At 42.7% G+C, this 15,315-nt stretch carries 18 protein-coding genes; 3 read left to right on the forward strand and 15 right to left on the reverse strand.

Translation table 11 applies throughout. The annotated features are described in order from the left end of the window. Positions 1-70: 70 nt before the first annotated feature. The 10 genes from BVG16_RS21715 to BVG16_RS21760 form a co-directional block, all read right to left on the reverse strand. Positions 71-619, reverse strand: a complete 549-nt coding sequence (locus BVG16_RS21715; RefSeq protein ID WP_078501294.1) for a GNAT family N-acetyltransferase — start codon at positions 617-619, stop codon at positions 71-73. 72 nt (positions 620-691) lie between these two features. Then, a complete protein-coding gene (locus BVG16_RS21720) occupies positions 692-1,543 on the reverse strand; it encodes a serine/threonine protein kinase (protein ID WP_078501295.1) in 852 nt (283 codons plus the stop codon). Between the two features lie 87 nt (positions 1,544-1,630). Further along, on the reverse strand, positions 1,631-2,746 hold the full coding sequence (locus tag BVG16_RS21725) for an aminopeptidase (RefSeq protein WP_078501296.1): 1,116 nt from the start codon (positions 2,744-2,746) through the stop codon (positions 1,631-1,633). Positions 2,747-2,818: 72 nt separating this feature from the next. Beyond that, positions 2,819-3,355, reverse strand: a complete 537-nt coding sequence (locus BVG16_RS21730; RefSeq protein ID WP_233147132.1) for a GNAT family N-acetyltransferase — start codon at positions 3,353-3,355, stop codon at positions 2,819-2,821. Positions 3,356-3,479: 124 nt separating this feature from the next. Next, positions 3,480-4,013: a DinB family protein gene (locus BVG16_RS21735; protein WP_078501297.1), complete on the reverse strand. Its 534-nt coding sequence runs from the start codon at positions 4,011-4,013 to the stop codon at positions 3,480-3,482. A 65-nt stretch (positions 4,014-4,078) separates the two neighbouring features. Further along, positions 4,079-5,026 (reverse strand): helix-turn-helix transcriptional regulator, encoded by a 948-nt coding sequence (locus BVG16_RS21740; RefSeq protein WP_078501298.1) that lies wholly within the window; start codon positions 5,024-5,026, stop codon positions 4,079-4,081. 24 nt (positions 5,027-5,050) lie between these two features. Continuing rightward, positions 5,051-6,037 (reverse strand): phosphotransferase enzyme family protein, encoded by a 987-nt coding sequence (locus BVG16_RS21745; protein ID WP_078501299.1) that lies wholly within the window; start codon positions 6,035-6,037, stop codon positions 5,051-5,053. 61 nt (positions 6,038-6,098) lie between these two features. After that, a complete protein-coding gene (locus BVG16_RS21750) occupies positions 6,099-6,521 on the reverse strand; it encodes a GNAT family N-acetyltransferase (RefSeq protein WP_078501300.1) in 423 nt (140 codons plus the stop codon). An 88-nt stretch (positions 6,522-6,609) separates the two neighbouring features. Then, a complete protein-coding gene (locus BVG16_RS21755) occupies positions 6,610-7,074 on the reverse strand; it encodes a GNAT family N-acetyltransferase (protein WP_078501450.1) in 465 nt (154 codons plus the stop codon). A gap of 46 nt (positions 7,075-7,120) precedes the next feature. After that, positions 7,121-7,612 carry a GNAT family N-acetyltransferase gene (locus BVG16_RS21760; protein ID WP_078501301.1) on the reverse strand — a complete coding sequence of 164 codons (492 nt, stop codon included), beginning with the start codon at positions 7,610-7,612 and terminating at the stop codon, positions 7,121-7,123. Positions 7,613-7,749: 137 nt separating this feature from the next. Here BVG16_RS21760 and BVG16_RS21765 point away from each other — a divergent pair, with 137 nt between their 5' ends. Next, positions 7,750-8,391, forward strand: a complete 642-nt coding sequence (locus BVG16_RS21765; RefSeq protein WP_078501302.1) for a GNAT family N-acetyltransferase — start codon at positions 7,750-7,752, stop codon at positions 8,389-8,391. Between the two features lie 116 nt (positions 8,392-8,507). On the opposite strand, the gene BVG16_RS21770 is transcribed toward BVG16_RS21765, so the two are convergent. Continuing rightward, positions 8,508-10,058, reverse strand: a complete 1,551-nt coding sequence (locus tag BVG16_RS21770; RefSeq protein WP_233147133.1) for a glycoside hydrolase family 31 protein — start codon at positions 10,056-10,058, stop codon at positions 8,508-8,510. 99 nt (positions 10,059-10,157) lie between these two features. Here BVG16_RS21770 and BVG16_RS32505 point away from each other — a divergent pair, with 99 nt between their 5' ends. Next, entirely contained in the window at positions 10,158-11,042 is an 885-nt protein-coding gene (locus BVG16_RS32505; protein ID WP_158081751.1) for an AraC family transcriptional regulator, read from the forward strand. Between the two features lie 24 nt (positions 11,043-11,066). On the opposite strand, the gene BVG16_RS21785 is transcribed toward BVG16_RS32505, so the two are convergent. The 4 genes from BVG16_RS21785 to BVG16_RS21805 all read right to left on the reverse strand — a co-directional run bounded on the left by BVG16_RS21785 (position 11,067) and on the right by BVG16_RS21805 (position 14,962). Continuing rightward, complete coding sequence (locus tag BVG16_RS21785) at positions 11,067-12,041, reverse strand: hypothetical protein (protein WP_078501304.1); 975 nt, start codon at positions 12,039-12,041, stop codon at positions 11,067-11,069. A 16-nt stretch (positions 12,042-12,057) separates the two neighbouring features. Further along, positions 12,058-13,053, reverse strand: a complete 996-nt coding sequence (locus BVG16_RS21790; protein ID WP_078501305.1) for a hypothetical protein — start codon at positions 13,051-13,053, stop codon at positions 12,058-12,060. 57 nt (positions 13,054-13,110) lie between these two features. Continuing rightward, positions 13,111-14,019: a helix-turn-helix transcriptional regulator gene (locus tag BVG16_RS21795; RefSeq protein ID WP_233147144.1), complete on the reverse strand. Its 909-nt coding sequence runs from the start codon at positions 14,017-14,019 to the stop codon at positions 13,111-13,113. 358 nt (positions 14,020-14,377) lie between these two features. Next, positions 14,378-14,962, reverse strand: coding sequence for an undecaprenyl-diphosphatase (locus tag BVG16_RS21805; RefSeq protein WP_078501308.1), 585 nt, complete (start codon positions 14,960-14,962; stop codon positions 14,378-14,380). A gap of 204 nt (positions 14,963-15,166) precedes the next feature. Between BVG16_RS21805 and BVG16_RS33765 the strand changes: the two genes are divergently transcribed. Then, positions 15,167-15,295 (forward strand): hypothetical protein, encoded by a 129-nt coding sequence (locus BVG16_RS33765; protein WP_269845611.1) that lies wholly within the window; start codon positions 15,167-15,169, stop codon positions 15,293-15,295. Positions 15,296-15,315 lie beyond the last annotated feature (20 nt).

Here is a 15,315-nt window from a genome sequence, read left to right on the forward strand (position 1 = left end):
CGAGTACTATTCCGTATGCTATCACACACTATAATTACAAAGTGGATATTACGCTAAATCGATGAACTTGTCAAAAAATGACCTTTTCCTCCGGAATAATAACTTTCTCAAAACAATAAAAAGGGATGGTACTATGGGGAAAAATCACTTCTCCGCGCAGGTCATAACCAAGTTGATGATACAGGTTGTAGGCTCTCGGATTTTGACTAAAGCAATCCAATCGAATACTCGTGTAACCCTGTTCACGCGCATATGCTTCGGTAAAAGCCATAAGTTGTTGAGCGATCCCCCGACCTTGATGTAATGGATGTACCGCCAATCGATGAATCGTGAGAACTTTTGTCTTCAACGGATCATTCCAATGAAGGTTAGCATATTCATCCGGTTGCATATCATTTAAGGTAATCACGCCGGCGATGTTGTATTCAAGATCCCGACAGCAAAATAGGGTACAGGATTCAATATCCATGGTTACATCGTCGATTGCAGGATAGACATCATCCCATTGGTAAATGCCTTGTTCGATCATATGATGAGTGCATTGTTGAAGCAGTTCAAAGATAGAATTCCGTTCTGTCATGCTTGCCTGATCTATGGGTAGATTCAATGTAGGATTCATTTCACTCACCTCCGTGTCGTACAATAGGCAATATTGTATATTTATCAAGCTGTTTCAGCATATTCTAAGAGCTCAACCCCTCGCTGAATCCCATGCTTCTTTAAATGCTTTGACGGTGTGATATCGTTGTTCTCGGTCTTCGCAAACGGCATGGAAGGCTACTTCATACAGGGATTTGTCAGCATCCCACTTTGTGATCGAGTGATCCATTTCGCCACCTAACAGTCCAAAAGCAATAGCTCCCATCGTGTAGACATTCGTCTTACTATCAATAGGGGCTCCTAGAATAAATTCTTCGGGTGCTTTGGAACGTCTTGCCCCCCAGAAGTTCTCTCCCATATCATTATATGTTGGTGCTTTTCTATAAAAATCGATATCACAGATTTTGGTTCTATGATTGGCGAAATCATAAAGGATACTTCCATCATAGAAATCTACGGCCACATATCCTTGCGCCTCCATCGATTCATGAAATGAGAATATAACATCCAAGGAGTCTAATCGTTGCTCGAGAGGCAAATGTCTGAACCGATAAAACGGTGAATCGGGGTGCTCGTATTTAGCTGGAGGCGGATATGACCAGTGTGAATGAAGACACTCTCCTTCAAACCACTCAAATATGGCAACATAACCGCTATTCACTTGGAAGTGATCTATTAGCTTGATGAGATGATCATGTTCCAGTGCTGTGTACAAGGGGATGGCCTGAGATAATCGCTGGACAGCATCTTTCGGATTCCCTGAAAAATCTACCGGCATCGCGCCTGCATATTTCACGAACCTTCGCTGACCCCCTTTGATGACGCCAAAACAAATATTACCCGAATCTTGTTGATCAAATACGCAGAATACTTGGCCTTGTGCGCGTAACCAGTCAAAATCATGGTGTTCTTGAAGTTGAAATGAAACGCTATCCAACGTCATCGTATAAGAAGATTTCGCTCTTTCATTTGGGTGTTGAATGATAACATCACCTTTCCTTTTCTTCAAGGTTAATACGAGATGTTGATTTTACTTTAAGTTCTCAGGGTTCAAGGCTTGTAATGCTTCTGGCACGAATAGACCATCTTTACGGATCAAAACATCATCAAACCAAATCTCTCCACCACCGTAATCCGGCCGTTGAATATTGACAATATCCCAATGTAATTCGGACCAGTTCTCATTGCCTGGAGATCCTACAGGCACACACCCTGGAGTAAAGTGATAACTGCCCCAAATTTTCTCATCAAATAACGTATCTTTCATCGGTTTATCAATATACGGGTTGAGTCCGATGCCAAATTCACCAAAAAACCGAGAACCCTGATCCGTGTCCAATAAGCGGTTTATTCTTTCTGTATCATTGGCCGTAGCTTGTACGATTCGACCCTCTTTCACTTCAAATCGAATGTTCTCATACGTAAAGCCTTCTTTTAAGGAAGGGGTATTAAAAGATATGTATCCATTAACAGACTCCTTAACCGGCATCGTGTACACTTCACCGTCCGGAAGATTCATAATCCCTGCATCTTTAATTGAAGGCATATCCTTGATCGAAAATGTCAGTTCCGTTCCTGGACCGGTTAACCTAACTTTATCCGTCTGATCCATGAACGCGACGAGATGATTCATCGCTCGATCCATTTTGGCATAATCAAGATTGCATACATTGAAATATAAATCTTCCATGTCTTCTGTCGACATATTCGCTTGCTGCGCCATCGCATGGTTAGGATAACGAAGAATACACCATTTTGTATGATGATACCGTGTTCCATTGATTTTTTGTGCGTAATGCTTGCGATACAGCCCCATTTTCTCAGGTGAGACGCCGCTTAATTCACTCATATTCTCCCCTGCTCGTATGAGGATATAGGCTTGCATATCGTTGACTCGATTTAAGTCGTAGGATGCCATCACTTCTAACTGTTCTTCCGTACAACCGATTATTATTTCTCTGAGTAATTCATGATTATTAATGAGTAGAAAAGGAAGTCCGCCTACGGCATAAGCTTGCTTGATCAATTCTTTGGCTAATGGCGTCTCCAATCCGTCAACCTCGATTAATAGCTTCTCTCCTTGTTGCAGCTTCACGGAATATTGAATGAGATTTTTGGCGAGTTGTTCGACTCTTGGATCTTTCATGTGGCTCTCCTTTTGTGAAATGCTATAATCTATCTATTTCATTCCATGTTTTTGATTTTCTCTGAATCCCTCTCACTTGTACTCTTTGTCTAGAATGGAATAATAGTATTGATCCGTCCATTCGTCGTGCCAGAACAGCTCTTCTTTAAAAATAGCTTCTCGCGTCATTCCGATATGTTCCAATATACCTGCTGAACGTGAATTTTTAGCGTTGCACATCCCCACGACTTTGTGTGCTTCTAATTGCTCAAAGGCAAATTGTAATAACAGCTTGCCCGCTTCCGTCCCATATTCTTTTCCCCCGAATTCAGGCAGAATGCAATAACCTATTTCCCAGCTTTTCCTGCTGAAAATATAGCTCCGAATTTTTGCAAATCCGATCGGCCGTTTACTCGAATCATTGGTTCTGGTTACGATATAATAATAGCTTGTAGGTTCGTCGGTACTTTTGATTTTCTCTGCATATCTCTCACGCACGGCCAGTACATCAGATTGTACGGATTCTTCATAATACCAAAGTTGTTGATCACATTCGATGCCGCTAATAAAATCCAGATCATCCATTGTAATCGCTGTCAAAATTATTTTATCGCCGGAAATCGTCATCATTTCACTTCTCCTATCTATTTATAGATGCCCAAATATGTAAAATAATTCATGCCGTTAATCATATCATGCACTTTTTTCGATGCAGGGTCAATAACGCGTTAATTACGAACACAAAAAAACCGCGCTATGCGCGGCTTATTGCCTTCAATCGTTCTAGCTGAAGCAGATGATGACGATAATGCATTTCAGTGAGCTTAAACCATTCGAGTGCATTTAAAGGACCAAAGCGCGGATGAGCAACTGTATTCTGAAGCGGTGCTTCTGCAAGCCTCGGTTCTATTTCTTCCATTCGAGATACGACATGTTTCAACCCTTGAATAAGCTGCTCTCTACTTTCAGGTTGTTGAGGGGTATACTCAGGGGATGGCGGGACTTGAATTCGTATCGGCGGGAAGCTGCCAAGTTCAAACACAGCTATAGCATCCTTTGATTTACCTTCTGTAGGCACGGGTGTAACTGCAGTTGTCGACATACAATCATCGATATTCCGAAGTTGCATGTAGAGCGCAGAATTAATTAAGTGCAGATACATTTGACCCAGCGACCATTCGTTTTCATTAGGCTGGTGTTTCAGTTCCTCCAACGTAAAGTTATTTAATTCTTGAAGATAATGGTTCACCGTTTCTTTAAATTGCTGCAAAGTTTCGTTCGTATTCATGGTCAATATTGCTCCTCTCAAGTAATATAGTCTCACTATACAAAAACGCTACTGACACCTGTATGTCAGTAGCGTTTTAACATTTTTTCGGCTTCATCACGAATGAGAGTACGTAAAGATTCAGGTTCCAGCACCGTGACATTCGATCCCCAACTCAATAACCATGGTACGATTTCTTCATACTGCCGAACGCGTAAATTCACATGGAGACCATCCTCATGAACTTCCACATTTTCCATGAAAAAGTTATTAGCTTCCTTCATTTGATCCGCAATCCGAGGTTGAGCGAGTATTCGTACATATCGGGTTCGATCATCCACCGGCTTGTAGTTCTGAAAATTGAAATTAGGAGGAAACTGAAATGTTTCTTCTTGAACCTTGAGCCCGCTTATTCGTGAGACGCGGAAATGACGGAGTTCTTGTCTCAAATCACAATGGGCAAGGAGGGCCCAATTTCCATGATCAAGTACAAGTCCATAGGGCGCGACTACACGGACACTTTGACGATTTCCGTCGGCTTCAGGTATGTTTTTCGTATAATGGAACTTGATCTTGCGCTCCGCTAGAATCGCTTGTCGTATCGTTTCTATAGATTCCTTTTCATGTTCCTGATGACTACATCCACGATGATTAAGCAAACGGATGCTGCTGCGAATCTGGGATGCGCGGTTACGTACGTGTGCCGGAAGTATCGTTTCGATTTTTTCTTGGGAAGTACGCGCATGGGTTCCATATTCGGTATCAAATTGTTGTTCGATAAAATCTGCGCCAATCAATAACGTAACTGCTTCCTCAACAGTAAAACTAACTGGCGGTAAAAAATAACCTTCCATTAAACAATAGCCCACGCCCGGTGCGCCTACGATCGGAACCCCTGCTTCGCTTAACGCTTGAATATCTCTATATATGGTTCGAACGCTTGTTTCGAATTTTGCTGCAAGATCCTCCGCTCTTAAATTCCCTTTACGCTGCAGCTCAAGCACGATGGCTAGCAACCGGTCCGTTTTGTTCATATCAACTTACCCTTTCTTCTAGAATTACTTCACTCCATCCAAATTCATTAAATCACGAGGGTCCAATGAAATAACGGGGTAGTTACTCTCCAACCGGATACGATAATGATTTAGAATCCTGACCTGTTCTTCAGCTAAACTCTCCATATTCCAGTACATATGCATTAGATTATATTCGAAAAGTTCTTTGAGTTTAAAAAACAATGGCAGCTTCTCTATCATTTCGACGGGTAAACGATTCTCTTCTAAATACCCCTTAAACATAGATTTTGCAATGGATTGACCGTATTCCTTGATATTACCGTTGCCCGCATAAGAAAATTCAAGTGCCGAATAAATAGGTACAACTAAATCATAGATATAGAAATGCTTCTCACAATCTTGAAAGTCAATGATGGTGATATCGGATGAATCTGTGACTAATACATTTTCTAACCATATATCTCCGTGAAGCAGCCCATAGTTATCCCGATTTTTCGGTATTTGATGAATTTCCGAAAGAATCTTACGGGATATTTCTCGTATGGTCGTTTCCTCTTCAGGAATATATTTCAGAAATGAATACTCTTCACTTTCATGCCAATCGATAAGATAGTCGACTTTGTTGTGGCATTCATACGCTGAAGTAAACCGATGCAATTTCCCAATTTCCCTACCTAACTCCAAAAAGACATCACAATCCCAACGGGAACGAGGCAGATGGATTCCATTTGCTTTCCGAAAAAGTACGATATATTGCTCTGTGGGGAATTCCGCTTTTTCGACCATCTTCCCACCTTTAGAAGGAACGACGGAGGGAACTCCAACCCCATGCGCTGACAAATAACTCAATAACTTTATCTCTTCAAGCTGTTCTTCGAATGATCTATAATTGGTGATTCGCGCAAAATATTCATGCTGGTCGCCAGTCAATTGGTACATTTCGTTCGTAATCTTTCGGATGCTGTCCAGTTGTACGGGGTACTTCTCAACAATCACTTTCATGATGGATTTCTCTTGTTCATTGTACATCATATTCCACTTCACTTTCTCCAATGAAAATATTGCCAATTCGTCAATGCAACAATTCTGTTCATAACTTCTTTTGAAAGACGACTTCGTCCTTTTTCATATAATTCGATCGTGTATATGTCTTATGCGCTTGTACGTTATCTCTGCCTGTGAGAATGTTGACACTTTTTACGCCACGGCACCGAAACTCTTGCTCTAGAAAATCAATTAACTGCGTAGCTAACCCTTTTCTCCGAGCTTTTTCTTGAATATACATCTCGGTGATTTCACCTTGACCATGCGGATAACAGAACGAGTTGAACCATTGAGCGCATGCGAATCCTACAGGTTCTTCATCTAAAATAGCGAGTGCAATCAGTTCTTTTGACTGGCGTATACTTGTAAGAACGTCACTTATTGAAAGGCCAACGCCATTAAACTCTTGATTAAGCAGCATAAGGTTTTCAGCATCCGTCTCATTTGCCCATCGTACATTTATGTTCATAAATATCCCCTTGCTTATTTATTGAAGGTTTTGGATCAATTCCTCGACTAATGCTTGTACTTGATTCATTATGGCACCAACTCTGATCTCAATATCGAATTCTTTTGGAATAGATCATCTCGCCTTCAAGATTTTCATAATTCTTACTGATGAATCCTAGCTTTTCATACAGTTGTATGGCAACCTGATTCGTTTTCTCGACCGTTAAGGATAGTATCTCTGCGTTAGGATGTTCCCCTAGAATAAATTCGATGATTTGATGAAGTGCTTTCTTGCCATACCCTTTCCCTTGAAAAGCGATATCCATTTGAAATCCGCCCATCCAATAGTTATCTTTGCTCCCAGGTGTGTAGGATAAGTAAAAGAAACCAATGACTTGATCACCAACACACAAAACATACGGATCCAATGCCTCGTCCCATGGCTTGATATAAGCATAGGCGAGACCTTCCATGACCGTAGGCACATATGCCGTTTGCTCTGGTGATAGCTTGATCTCTAGCACCCGTTCCCAATTGAATCGGTTGACGGATTGGATGACTATTTCATTCACATTTTTCCCCTCCCGCTCCATTAAATCTTTAGATCCCCTTACAGGATTATTCCTTTTTGTTGCTGAACGTCTGGATGTATTTCCCTCGATCCGCTCGGTAATTTTCATGATAATTACCCGATGTATATTCCTCTATTACTTGTCTCCAAAAAGATATAGCAGGTTCATTATCCTCCATTTGCGCAGTTGCCCATTTGGCTGAATACAGATCGAACGCCTTCATGGCTGCTTGTTTGCCTAATCCTTTTCTTCTATACTTTCTAAGAACCATAAAATCATAGATGACATGAGTCGGGTCCGGATCCACATCATAGTTTTCAAATAGGACAACGAGAAATCCTATCATTTGGCCGGTATGATAAATGATGAACGGGTTCCATCGTGGATCTTGCCAATAATGCTCTATACTCACGCTGAATTCCCCTCGATCATTGACATCGAAATCCGTATAAAGACTGAAATCATGCTGATATAGTTGGTACAACCGATATAAGATGTCTCTATTCTCTTTTAATACTGGAACAAGTTGAATCTCCATACCTGAACACTCCTCTTTCATGCATATCTGTCATATGGCAATCTACGAAATCTAACTTCTATCTCTATTGATTCGACAAAAACCGATGGCTTCCTTTATCTGTATATTGAACGCATTTAGTTAAATGGAGGTGTACAATGAAAGAGCAAATACCTGATAAAAACATATTTATGATGTGTACAACAGTCATTCAACAAGCATTCCGTGAGCTGCCATCCGGTTATCAGGTAAGAAGCTGCACAGAGAGTGAATTAAATATTTGGAAGAACTTCCCTTTTGATAACCCATCCGAAGCAGAGCAATATCATGATTTCATAACACAATATTTTAATGATGTGTATGCCGAACAGAGTGATCTATTTTATCAAAAATGCCTATTTGTCTGCGATCAACAAAACCGGCCTGTCGCAACCTGCTTCGCGTGGAAAGCCTATGATCGAATCACGACCATTCACTGGTTTAAAGTATTAAAAGATTATGAAGGATCCGGAATTGGCAGAGCGCTGCTGTCTATTGTAATGCGGGATCTATCCTCTGGTGAGTACCTGGTGTTTCTGCATACTCAGCCGTCCAGCTACCGTGCCATCAAGCTGTATTCTGATTTTGGATTTGATTTGTTATCCGATCCGGTTATAGGCAACCGAAAAAACGACTTGGGTGAATGTCTTCCCATCTTGCAAGCCTACATGCCAGCCAAAGCCTATCAAGGGCTGAGAACAACTGAAGCTCCAGCATTTTTTCTGGAAGCCGCGAATTCATCACCTATTGTGCAATTTTAACCGTCGATGAAAATGCCTTTTAGTTAATCAGTGCCTTCCTTCGCGCGGCGCAGGATTATTTCATCAAGTCTTATTTCGATTTTTGAGCTCAAAAAAAATCCGCTAAATAAGCGGATTCATAACGTGGAGATCCATCGGTACCAAGGCAACCGAGATAATGGCGCATCGACTTCTTGAACACACGGTCCCATTATTGTGCGCCCGTCATCTCCCTGCCATGTGCCAACCGGAAATGTGATCTCGCGACTGCGGGCACCTTTCTCCAAGACTGGCGCAACAAGAATGTGATCGCCTAACATAAATTGTGTCTTGATCTGTTCGTAATTCCCTTCCGGGAACACGTAGGACATGTGCCGAATGATCGGTTCTCCTGTCTGAGCTGCGTGAAATGCAAGCTTTAAGATCTCCTCACCGAATGATTCATGTAATTTTGCAGCCTCTACACAATAAGATAAGTGATCTGAATCGAGAACACGCCAAGGCGCCGTCGAGAATTGCATCATCGGCAGCAGCGCGGAACATTGTGCATAGCGTACGAATAATTCTTGATCAAGCCTAAAGCTTGGGTTATTCTCAACATCGCCGATCTGTCCCCCGCCAATCATATCCGGACATGTGAAGGCATATCCTGCCAGACCTTGTGCCAATGAGTTCGGGATAAGCGACGCTAAGCCCGCTGCATCCCAGCTATGATTCTTATCTCCGAGACGTTGAACCAAAGGCAGACCGGCTGATTTCCAACATGCCCTGTACTCATTCAGGGCGTAACGAAGTCCGATGCGCGTCCAAGCCTCGCAATGGGCATTCGGATGTAGCGGAACAGCACTTTGATCGGATTCACGATAAAATTGCGGATCCCCTGCATCGAATTTAAATCCGTCGATGCCATAATCCTTCATTAATTGGTGCAATTCACCTTCATACCAAGCCACGGCAGCTTCATTCGTGCAATCCAGAACGGCACTGTATCCATTCCACCATCTGCGAATCGCTGTTTCGCCGCGTTCATCTTTGAGCAAATAGCCTTGTCGCTCGAGATAGCGGAAATTCGCCGCATTATCCGGGCTTACGAATGGACATGTCCAGAGCATGACTTGAAATCCCATCTCATGCAAGGTATCCACCATGGCTTTCGGGGTAGGAAATCGATCCGACCGGAACTTCCACACTCCATAGTCCTCCATCCAATTGTCATCAATCATGATGATGCCTGGCGGCATGCCGTTCGCGAGTACCTGTTCGGCATATAACAGTGTTTTGGCTTGTGTGGGTTCATATTGAAGCTCAATCCATAGATTATATTGAGGTACCCTGAAGAAATTAGGGTCTGGTATCGTTCCAGATGATTGAAAATAAGTTTGTGCAGCAGCGCGAAACGCTCCACGCAAATTACCGTAACCTTCATGGAGTTGTATACTTCCCCGTTCACATCCTACCATCAGACTATTATTGGTAAATTCAAAACGGATGGGCTCGTCCGACCAGATATAGCGCCCTTTATTGGATACGAGAAAAGGGACTGCTTGATTCCCACTCCCGTTGATGATTAAATCCCTCTGATGCTTGGTTTCTCCAAAAGGCATACATACCCCTTCATCGATGTCTCCGCCCCACCAATACTCACCCTCAAACTGTTCAATACAAAGCTGATCCTTCCTCATCATCATCTGCTCCTTTCTTTCCCTTCCATCTTAAGGTACAATCGGGATGAAAAATACAGCTATTCTTGCGCATTATTTGCACATTCTTGCGCAATGAAGGAGGAGATGCGTTGGATGACAATCGGTTCGAATCAATATATGAACATGCTAGGCGACAGATATCCTTTCAATTTATTTGTTCCCGAATGTTCGGGAACGACCATTTTTCAGCCACACTGGCATGAGAAGTGTTTGGAGATCATTTATATGATTCAAGGAAGCGCTGAATTTCATATCGGGGGAACTTCATATATCGGGACATCCGGGGATCTTTTCCTGATTGGAGAAGGGGTTATTCATGGCGCATATCTCATAGACGAGCCACCGCAATATTATACAATCTTGCTCGATCGATACAGCCTCGTTCGTTCTGACTTTAACAGTGTTGAATACGGCGCATTATTGACCGGCAAGCTGTCCCTGCCAACGCTTATCCAACCGGAACATGAGAATTATGAAACATTAACTCCAATCGTAATTTCAATTATCGAAGAGTTCATCCATCATGAGCCAGGATATGAGTCGGCTGTGAAATCTTATCTACATATATTGCTAACGAAACTGTATCGATTCTATGGTTGTTCGACGCAGCCCAATCAACGAAAACAAGAGGCAGACCGCTTGAAGATGGAGCGACTGAAGGATGCGATATCATTCGTCGAAGGACACTACCAGGAGCAAGTAACATTGGGGCAAGCAGCCATGATCGCAGGCATGAGCGAATATCATTTTTGCCGCGTGTTCAAACATACGGTTGGCAGAACATTCAACGAATACGTACAATTGTATCGGATTGGCCAAGCTGAAATCATGCTGAACCAGACAGACCTTTCAATTTCACGTATTGCTGAACAGGCTGGATTTGGCTCAATCCATTATTTTGACAAGCTATTCAAACGATACCGGGGATGTTCACCCCTCCAATATCGCAAGCGTGTGCGCAATGGCTGAGCACTAACTTCTTTTCCAAGCACGTTATCTTAAGCCGATGTCGTTAAACCGATTGTTTATCGTCTCTCGAACGAGTATTTTTATCTGTTCAATCGCCGTCTCTTCTTTTTGCTTCGCGTTCATCAATAGATGAATCATCGTTCTTACCTGCGGAGCAGCAAACTTTTGGGTAGCATCTATACTCAAAGTCATCTCAACCATTGTCTCAAATATCTGCGCAAGCTCATCATAGGCTTCAACAGCCGATTTCAATTCTGGCCAAATTTTCTGCAGAACGGTTGTGTATTCGTAAATATCTTTCTTAGCTGAGGCATAGTACCGGATTATTTCGCATACTCCATTACCATCGTATTCACTGCTATGCATTGCATCCGCCATGGCATCATATCCTGCTCTACCGCAGGCATAATCCGATTCTGGCAGCATCAAATCATGGGTCTCCCATTTGTAAATAGCTTGTAACAGCGATTCTCTGTAGATCGCTAATTCATCCATCGCCAATCGTTCCTCAAATACTTGATAATACCAATACGGGGAACGGTTTCGACCCCATTCTATATAAGGCAACGTTCCATTCGTCGGAGAAGTGCCGTCTGCATAGTAGAGCAGTTTGCGTTCATCATCGTAACCTACGACGATTACAAATTGATCCTTCCAGATCACTGCACCTATGCCTCGATCAATCGAGCGTTTGATGTCGCTGATGGCTTGCTTCTGATACAACGGAAAGGTGGGCTCGAACTGAAACCCTGCAGCCTGTGATGCCGTGATGCCAACAAAATCTGCCGCTAGGAAATGTTCAGCCATCCAGTTATATGCTGTAGTAGATTCAGCTGTTAAGCGTCGATGCACCGTAAAACGAAACGAAGATACCGTCATCCCGGATAACATCGCGCGTGAACAAGTCATCCAACCACGGTGCTTCAGAATGGCGTGCATAACATCAATATAATCCGCTTGATCGGTCAGACATAAAGAATCCAATATCTTTGCTCCCATGTGAGCTCCTCCTTCTTTACCGTGGCGTATGTGATCCCCACCTTGGAATCGTGGTTCGCTTGAGATCAGGATACCGTGCAGAGATGTGTCGGAAATGGGAGATCGCTTGATCCTCTAATAATTCCGCCTGCGTCAGTAATTCAATCAGTTCATCTACACGTGATAGATCGACTTGTCGCTCTCCCCTATGCGCTCGAATACAGTCATTCATCCTCGGTATCATCGCTGCTAAAAGGCCGTATAACTGATACGCTTCATCCAATTCCGTCCATATCCCTTGGGCGTCGCCTAAATAATCACGTATCTCCGTTCTCGCAGTCATGTACGAATCAAGAATATAGACAGCACCATGCGTATTGAATGACCCTTGCTTCAATCCTTGGCAAAGATAGACATAGGCAAGTTTGCCGGATGCGATATCCGTATTGGGCAATGTTCTAAAAGGGGTTTCCCAATCTAGAATTGCGAGTCTGAGAGATTCCAGAATCATATCCTGACGTGCGATATCTACCTTATCGCCGAACACTTGGTAATACCAGAAGGTCGTGAAATTCAACCCAAAATTATCGTAAAGAACAATCTGACTCTCCTCTGAGCAACCATCTTGGATATAGAACACGCGATCCCCATCATCATAACCGTGAATGACACCGAATTCGGGTATCCAATACACCACGCCGATTCCACAATCCAAGCTACTTTTAACGGCGTTCACGGCCTCTTGCTGATAATAGGGAAACGTATGATGCCTCACACGACCTGCATCAAATATCGTTAAGATGCCTAAATTGTCGATCGCAGGTTTATGCTCGTTCCCCCATTGCCCATAAGCTGAGACAGACATAGGGAGAAGCTGTTGATGTACGGAAAACTTAAACGCCATGCCCGTGAGTCCTGAGAGTAAGTATTTAGGTCCTTGAAACAAATTCGCTGCCGTTAAAATGGCGTATACGCTATCCGTATAGGATTTTGATTCCCGCTTCATGACGAGATCCTGCAAAAACACAGACATTTGGAACCTCCTTCCGATCGTGTCGAATCTCTCTAAGCAGAACACAATAGCAGCAGCTCATTCGTGATCTTCCTCCACAACATGAAGTCGATTCAACGTTTCTTGGCATTTCACCTGCAGTTTATGCTTCAGCCATTGCGGCGCGATAAGTTCATTCCATTTTGCGATCAATAAGTGCATTAGAAAAGAGTCTGTATCATAGAAAGCGATATCATAAACCAGCTCATCCTGTGCTAGAATCCGATAACCGTGCCATGAGTCTCCTTCTAGAGGGCTTATGAACCCTACTTTAGCAATGAATGGCTTACGAGTCATGACCTGCCCGTTCCAAGGTTTCACTTCCTGTTCAGCCTCACGCGTGAAACGTTCGGTTGTGACATGGGCATACAGGATTCCGTCCACACGGAAGCTTATATATTCTTGATCATGTTCAGAGGTAGCTATCAATTCATCTCCATAGTATTGAGATATTAGCTTCAACGGGCATATACGGAGTTGTTGCTCCCTCTCGTGATCTTTATACATAATGATCATGATCCGAGATTCTTGTATGGCAAAAGACAATTTCTCGATCAGTTGAATGATTCGTGGATTCATATCAAATGTAGGAATACGATGATTCATCTCGCGCACATCCGGATCCGTAAATCGATCTAATAAACTTGCAATCCGATTCGCCGATTCTCGGTTCTCATAGTTATATTGACGATATCGGTGCGCAAGATACTTCAATACCTTCTTCTCTTCTTCCGTCATATAGAGATGAGGCAATACATATGTCGTATCTTCATAGCAGTACCCTCGATACTTCGCCACATACAATAACGGAGCATGCAGAGAAACTTCCATGTACTCCAAGTCACGTTGGGCCTGCCGTCTCGAAATTTCGAAATGTTCCGCCATATGACTGCTATTCGGATACGTCCCGGCTCTTACCTGTTGATCAAACCAATGGATTCGATGCATATGACTCAAGTTCAAGCAGCTCCTTCCTTCGGTAAAAAAGAACGGTACTGGTCCATATCACATAGACAAGTACCGTTCTTGGTTGGACGTTAAGACGAAATTGCTTCTACCTTCATTTGATCTGCTTTGGAACACCGCTTACAGACTTGAACAACGGATCCATTCGATTTTGTGCGCGGATACAGCAATTTAATTCTTGTACTGCTGCAGATTGGACATGTCCCACGACCCCGAGACGGGAGTCTCCATAAGGAACGTCCTCTTTTTGGTTTTGCCATTGTACTTCAACCCCATTTCAATCATTTGGTTCAACACCTATCATGATTATAAAACAGGTGATACGACATATGATGTCGTATCAGTTGGAGCTTCTGGCATGGATTACTTTTTGCTCGACTTTCTCATACATTGCAATGAATTGTTGAATCAATCTGGACTTGGGTACCATCCAATAGGTAGCCACGGCCGTGAAGATACTTATGAAGATCCCTACTGCCACATCGGCAGGATAATGAACGCCTACCCAAATCCGCGATATGCCAACGAGGATTGCGATGACCATCCAAATCCATCCCCATGATCTCTTATACAGCCAAAATACGGTACAGAACGAGAAAAACAACATCGTGTGATCGCTTGGGAACGAATTATTTACGGCTTTGTCTATCAATTGATTCACATCAGATAATACAACGAAAGGCTGCTCATTATAATGAAGCATGCCTGCTACTTTGCCCAGGGCTTCTGCCAGGATAAAGGCTAGGATACCGGATATAACCATCATTTTATGCGTTCGATTATTCGTAAACCAATAAATAGCCACAGATAATGCAAGTGCATATATCAAGTATTCTGCAATAAATACAAATGCAGGGTTCAGATATGTATACTGCTTGCCTAAATCATTGATCATACGAAATAATGCATAGTTCAATTCGGTCATTCGTAAAATTCCCCCTCATGTTTGTGATATGAAAAGTATAGTAATTCGGGAGAGTTTTTCATAATCCTTAACATTTCATTTACCTTACAGTTTTGTAAGATGCTTTCCTGCGCCTCACTTTTGACACAATCACATCGTATAGTAATGGATAACAGCCCAGAACGCGCACGTTCGCGTAAGCGATCATTCAGGAGGAGATTTTGTATGAAAAAGAGGCTTTCCATTAGTATATCAACGTTGGTTCTCCTTGTCATAATCGGATTAATCTACACCATCATTTTCCAGATCACAAAGATCTTTATCATTCAATGGTTTATAGGCGGGAACGGTTAGCCGTTCCTGCATCCCATAGC

The organism is Paenibacillus selenitireducens, assembly GCF_002021565.1.
Taxonomy (GTDB): Bacteria; Bacillota; Bacilli; order Paenibacillales; family Paenibacillaceae; genus Paenibacillus_K; species Paenibacillus_K selenitireducens.

Bases quoted from the DNA above. Each gene is read 5' to 3' on its own strand.
- BVG16_RS21715 (WP_078501294.1), bottom strand. From the start codon at position 619: ATGAATCCTACATTGAATCTACCCATAGATCAGGCAAGCATGACAGAA.
- BVG16_RS21790 (WP_078501305.1), bottom strand. From the start codon at position 13,053: ATGTCTGTGTTTTTGCAGGATCTCGTCATGAAGCGGGAATCAAAATCC.
- BVG16_RS32505 (WP_158081751.1), top strand. From the start codon at position 10,158: ATGCGTTGGATGACAATCGGTTCGAATCAATATATGAACATGCTAGGC.
- BVG16_RS21720 (WP_078501295.1), bottom strand. From the start codon at position 1,543: ATGACGTTGGATAGCGTTTCATTTCAACTTCAAGAACACCATGATTTT.
- BVG16_RS21750 (WP_078501300.1), bottom strand. From the start codon at position 6,521: ATGAACATAAATGTACGATGGGCAAATGAGACGGATGCTGAAAACCTT.
- BVG16_RS21765 (WP_078501302.1), top strand. From the start codon at position 7,750: ATGAAAGAGCAAATACCTGATAAAAACATATTTATGATGTGTACAACA.
- BVG16_RS33765 (WP_269845611.1), top strand. From the start codon at position 15,167: ATGAAAAAGAGGCTTTCCATTAGTATATCAACGTTGGTTCTCCTTGTC.
- BVG16_RS21760 (WP_078501301.1), bottom strand. From the start codon at position 7,612: ATGGAGATTCAACTTGTTCCAGTATTAAAAGAGAATAGAGACATCTTA.
- BVG16_RS21725 (WP_078501296.1), bottom strand. From the start codon at position 2,746: ATGAAAGATCCAAGAGTCGAACAACTCGCCAAAAATCTCATTCAATAT.
- BVG16_RS21740 (WP_078501298.1), bottom strand. From the start codon at position 5,026: ATGAACAAAACGGACCGGTTGCTAGCCATCGTGCTTGAGCTGCAGCGT.
- BVG16_RS21745 (WP_078501299.1), bottom strand. From the start codon at position 6,037: ATGTACAATGAACAAGAGAAATCCATCATGAAAGTGATTGTTGAGAAG.
- BVG16_RS21735 (WP_078501297.1), bottom strand. From the start codon at position 4,013: ATGAATACGAACGAAACTTTGCAGCAATTTAAAGAAACGGTGAACCAT.
- BVG16_RS21795 (WP_233147144.1), bottom strand. From the start codon at position 14,019: ATGCATCGAATCCATTGGTTTGATCAACAGGTAAGAGCCGGGACGTAT.
- BVG16_RS21805 (WP_078501308.1), bottom strand. From the start codon at position 14,962: ATGACCGAATTGAACTATGCATTATTTCGTATGATCAATGATTTAGGC.
- BVG16_RS21730 (WP_233147132.1), bottom strand. From the start codon at position 3,355: ATGATGACGATTTCCGGCGATAAAATAATTTTGACAGCGATTACAATG.
- BVG16_RS21770 (WP_233147133.1), bottom strand. From the start codon at position 10,058: ATGATGATGAGGAAGGATCAGCTTTGTATTGAACAGTTTGAGGGTGAG.
- BVG16_RS21785 (WP_078501304.1), bottom strand. From the start codon at position 12,041: ATGGGAGCAAAGATATTGGATTCTTTATGTCTGACCGATCAAGCGGAT.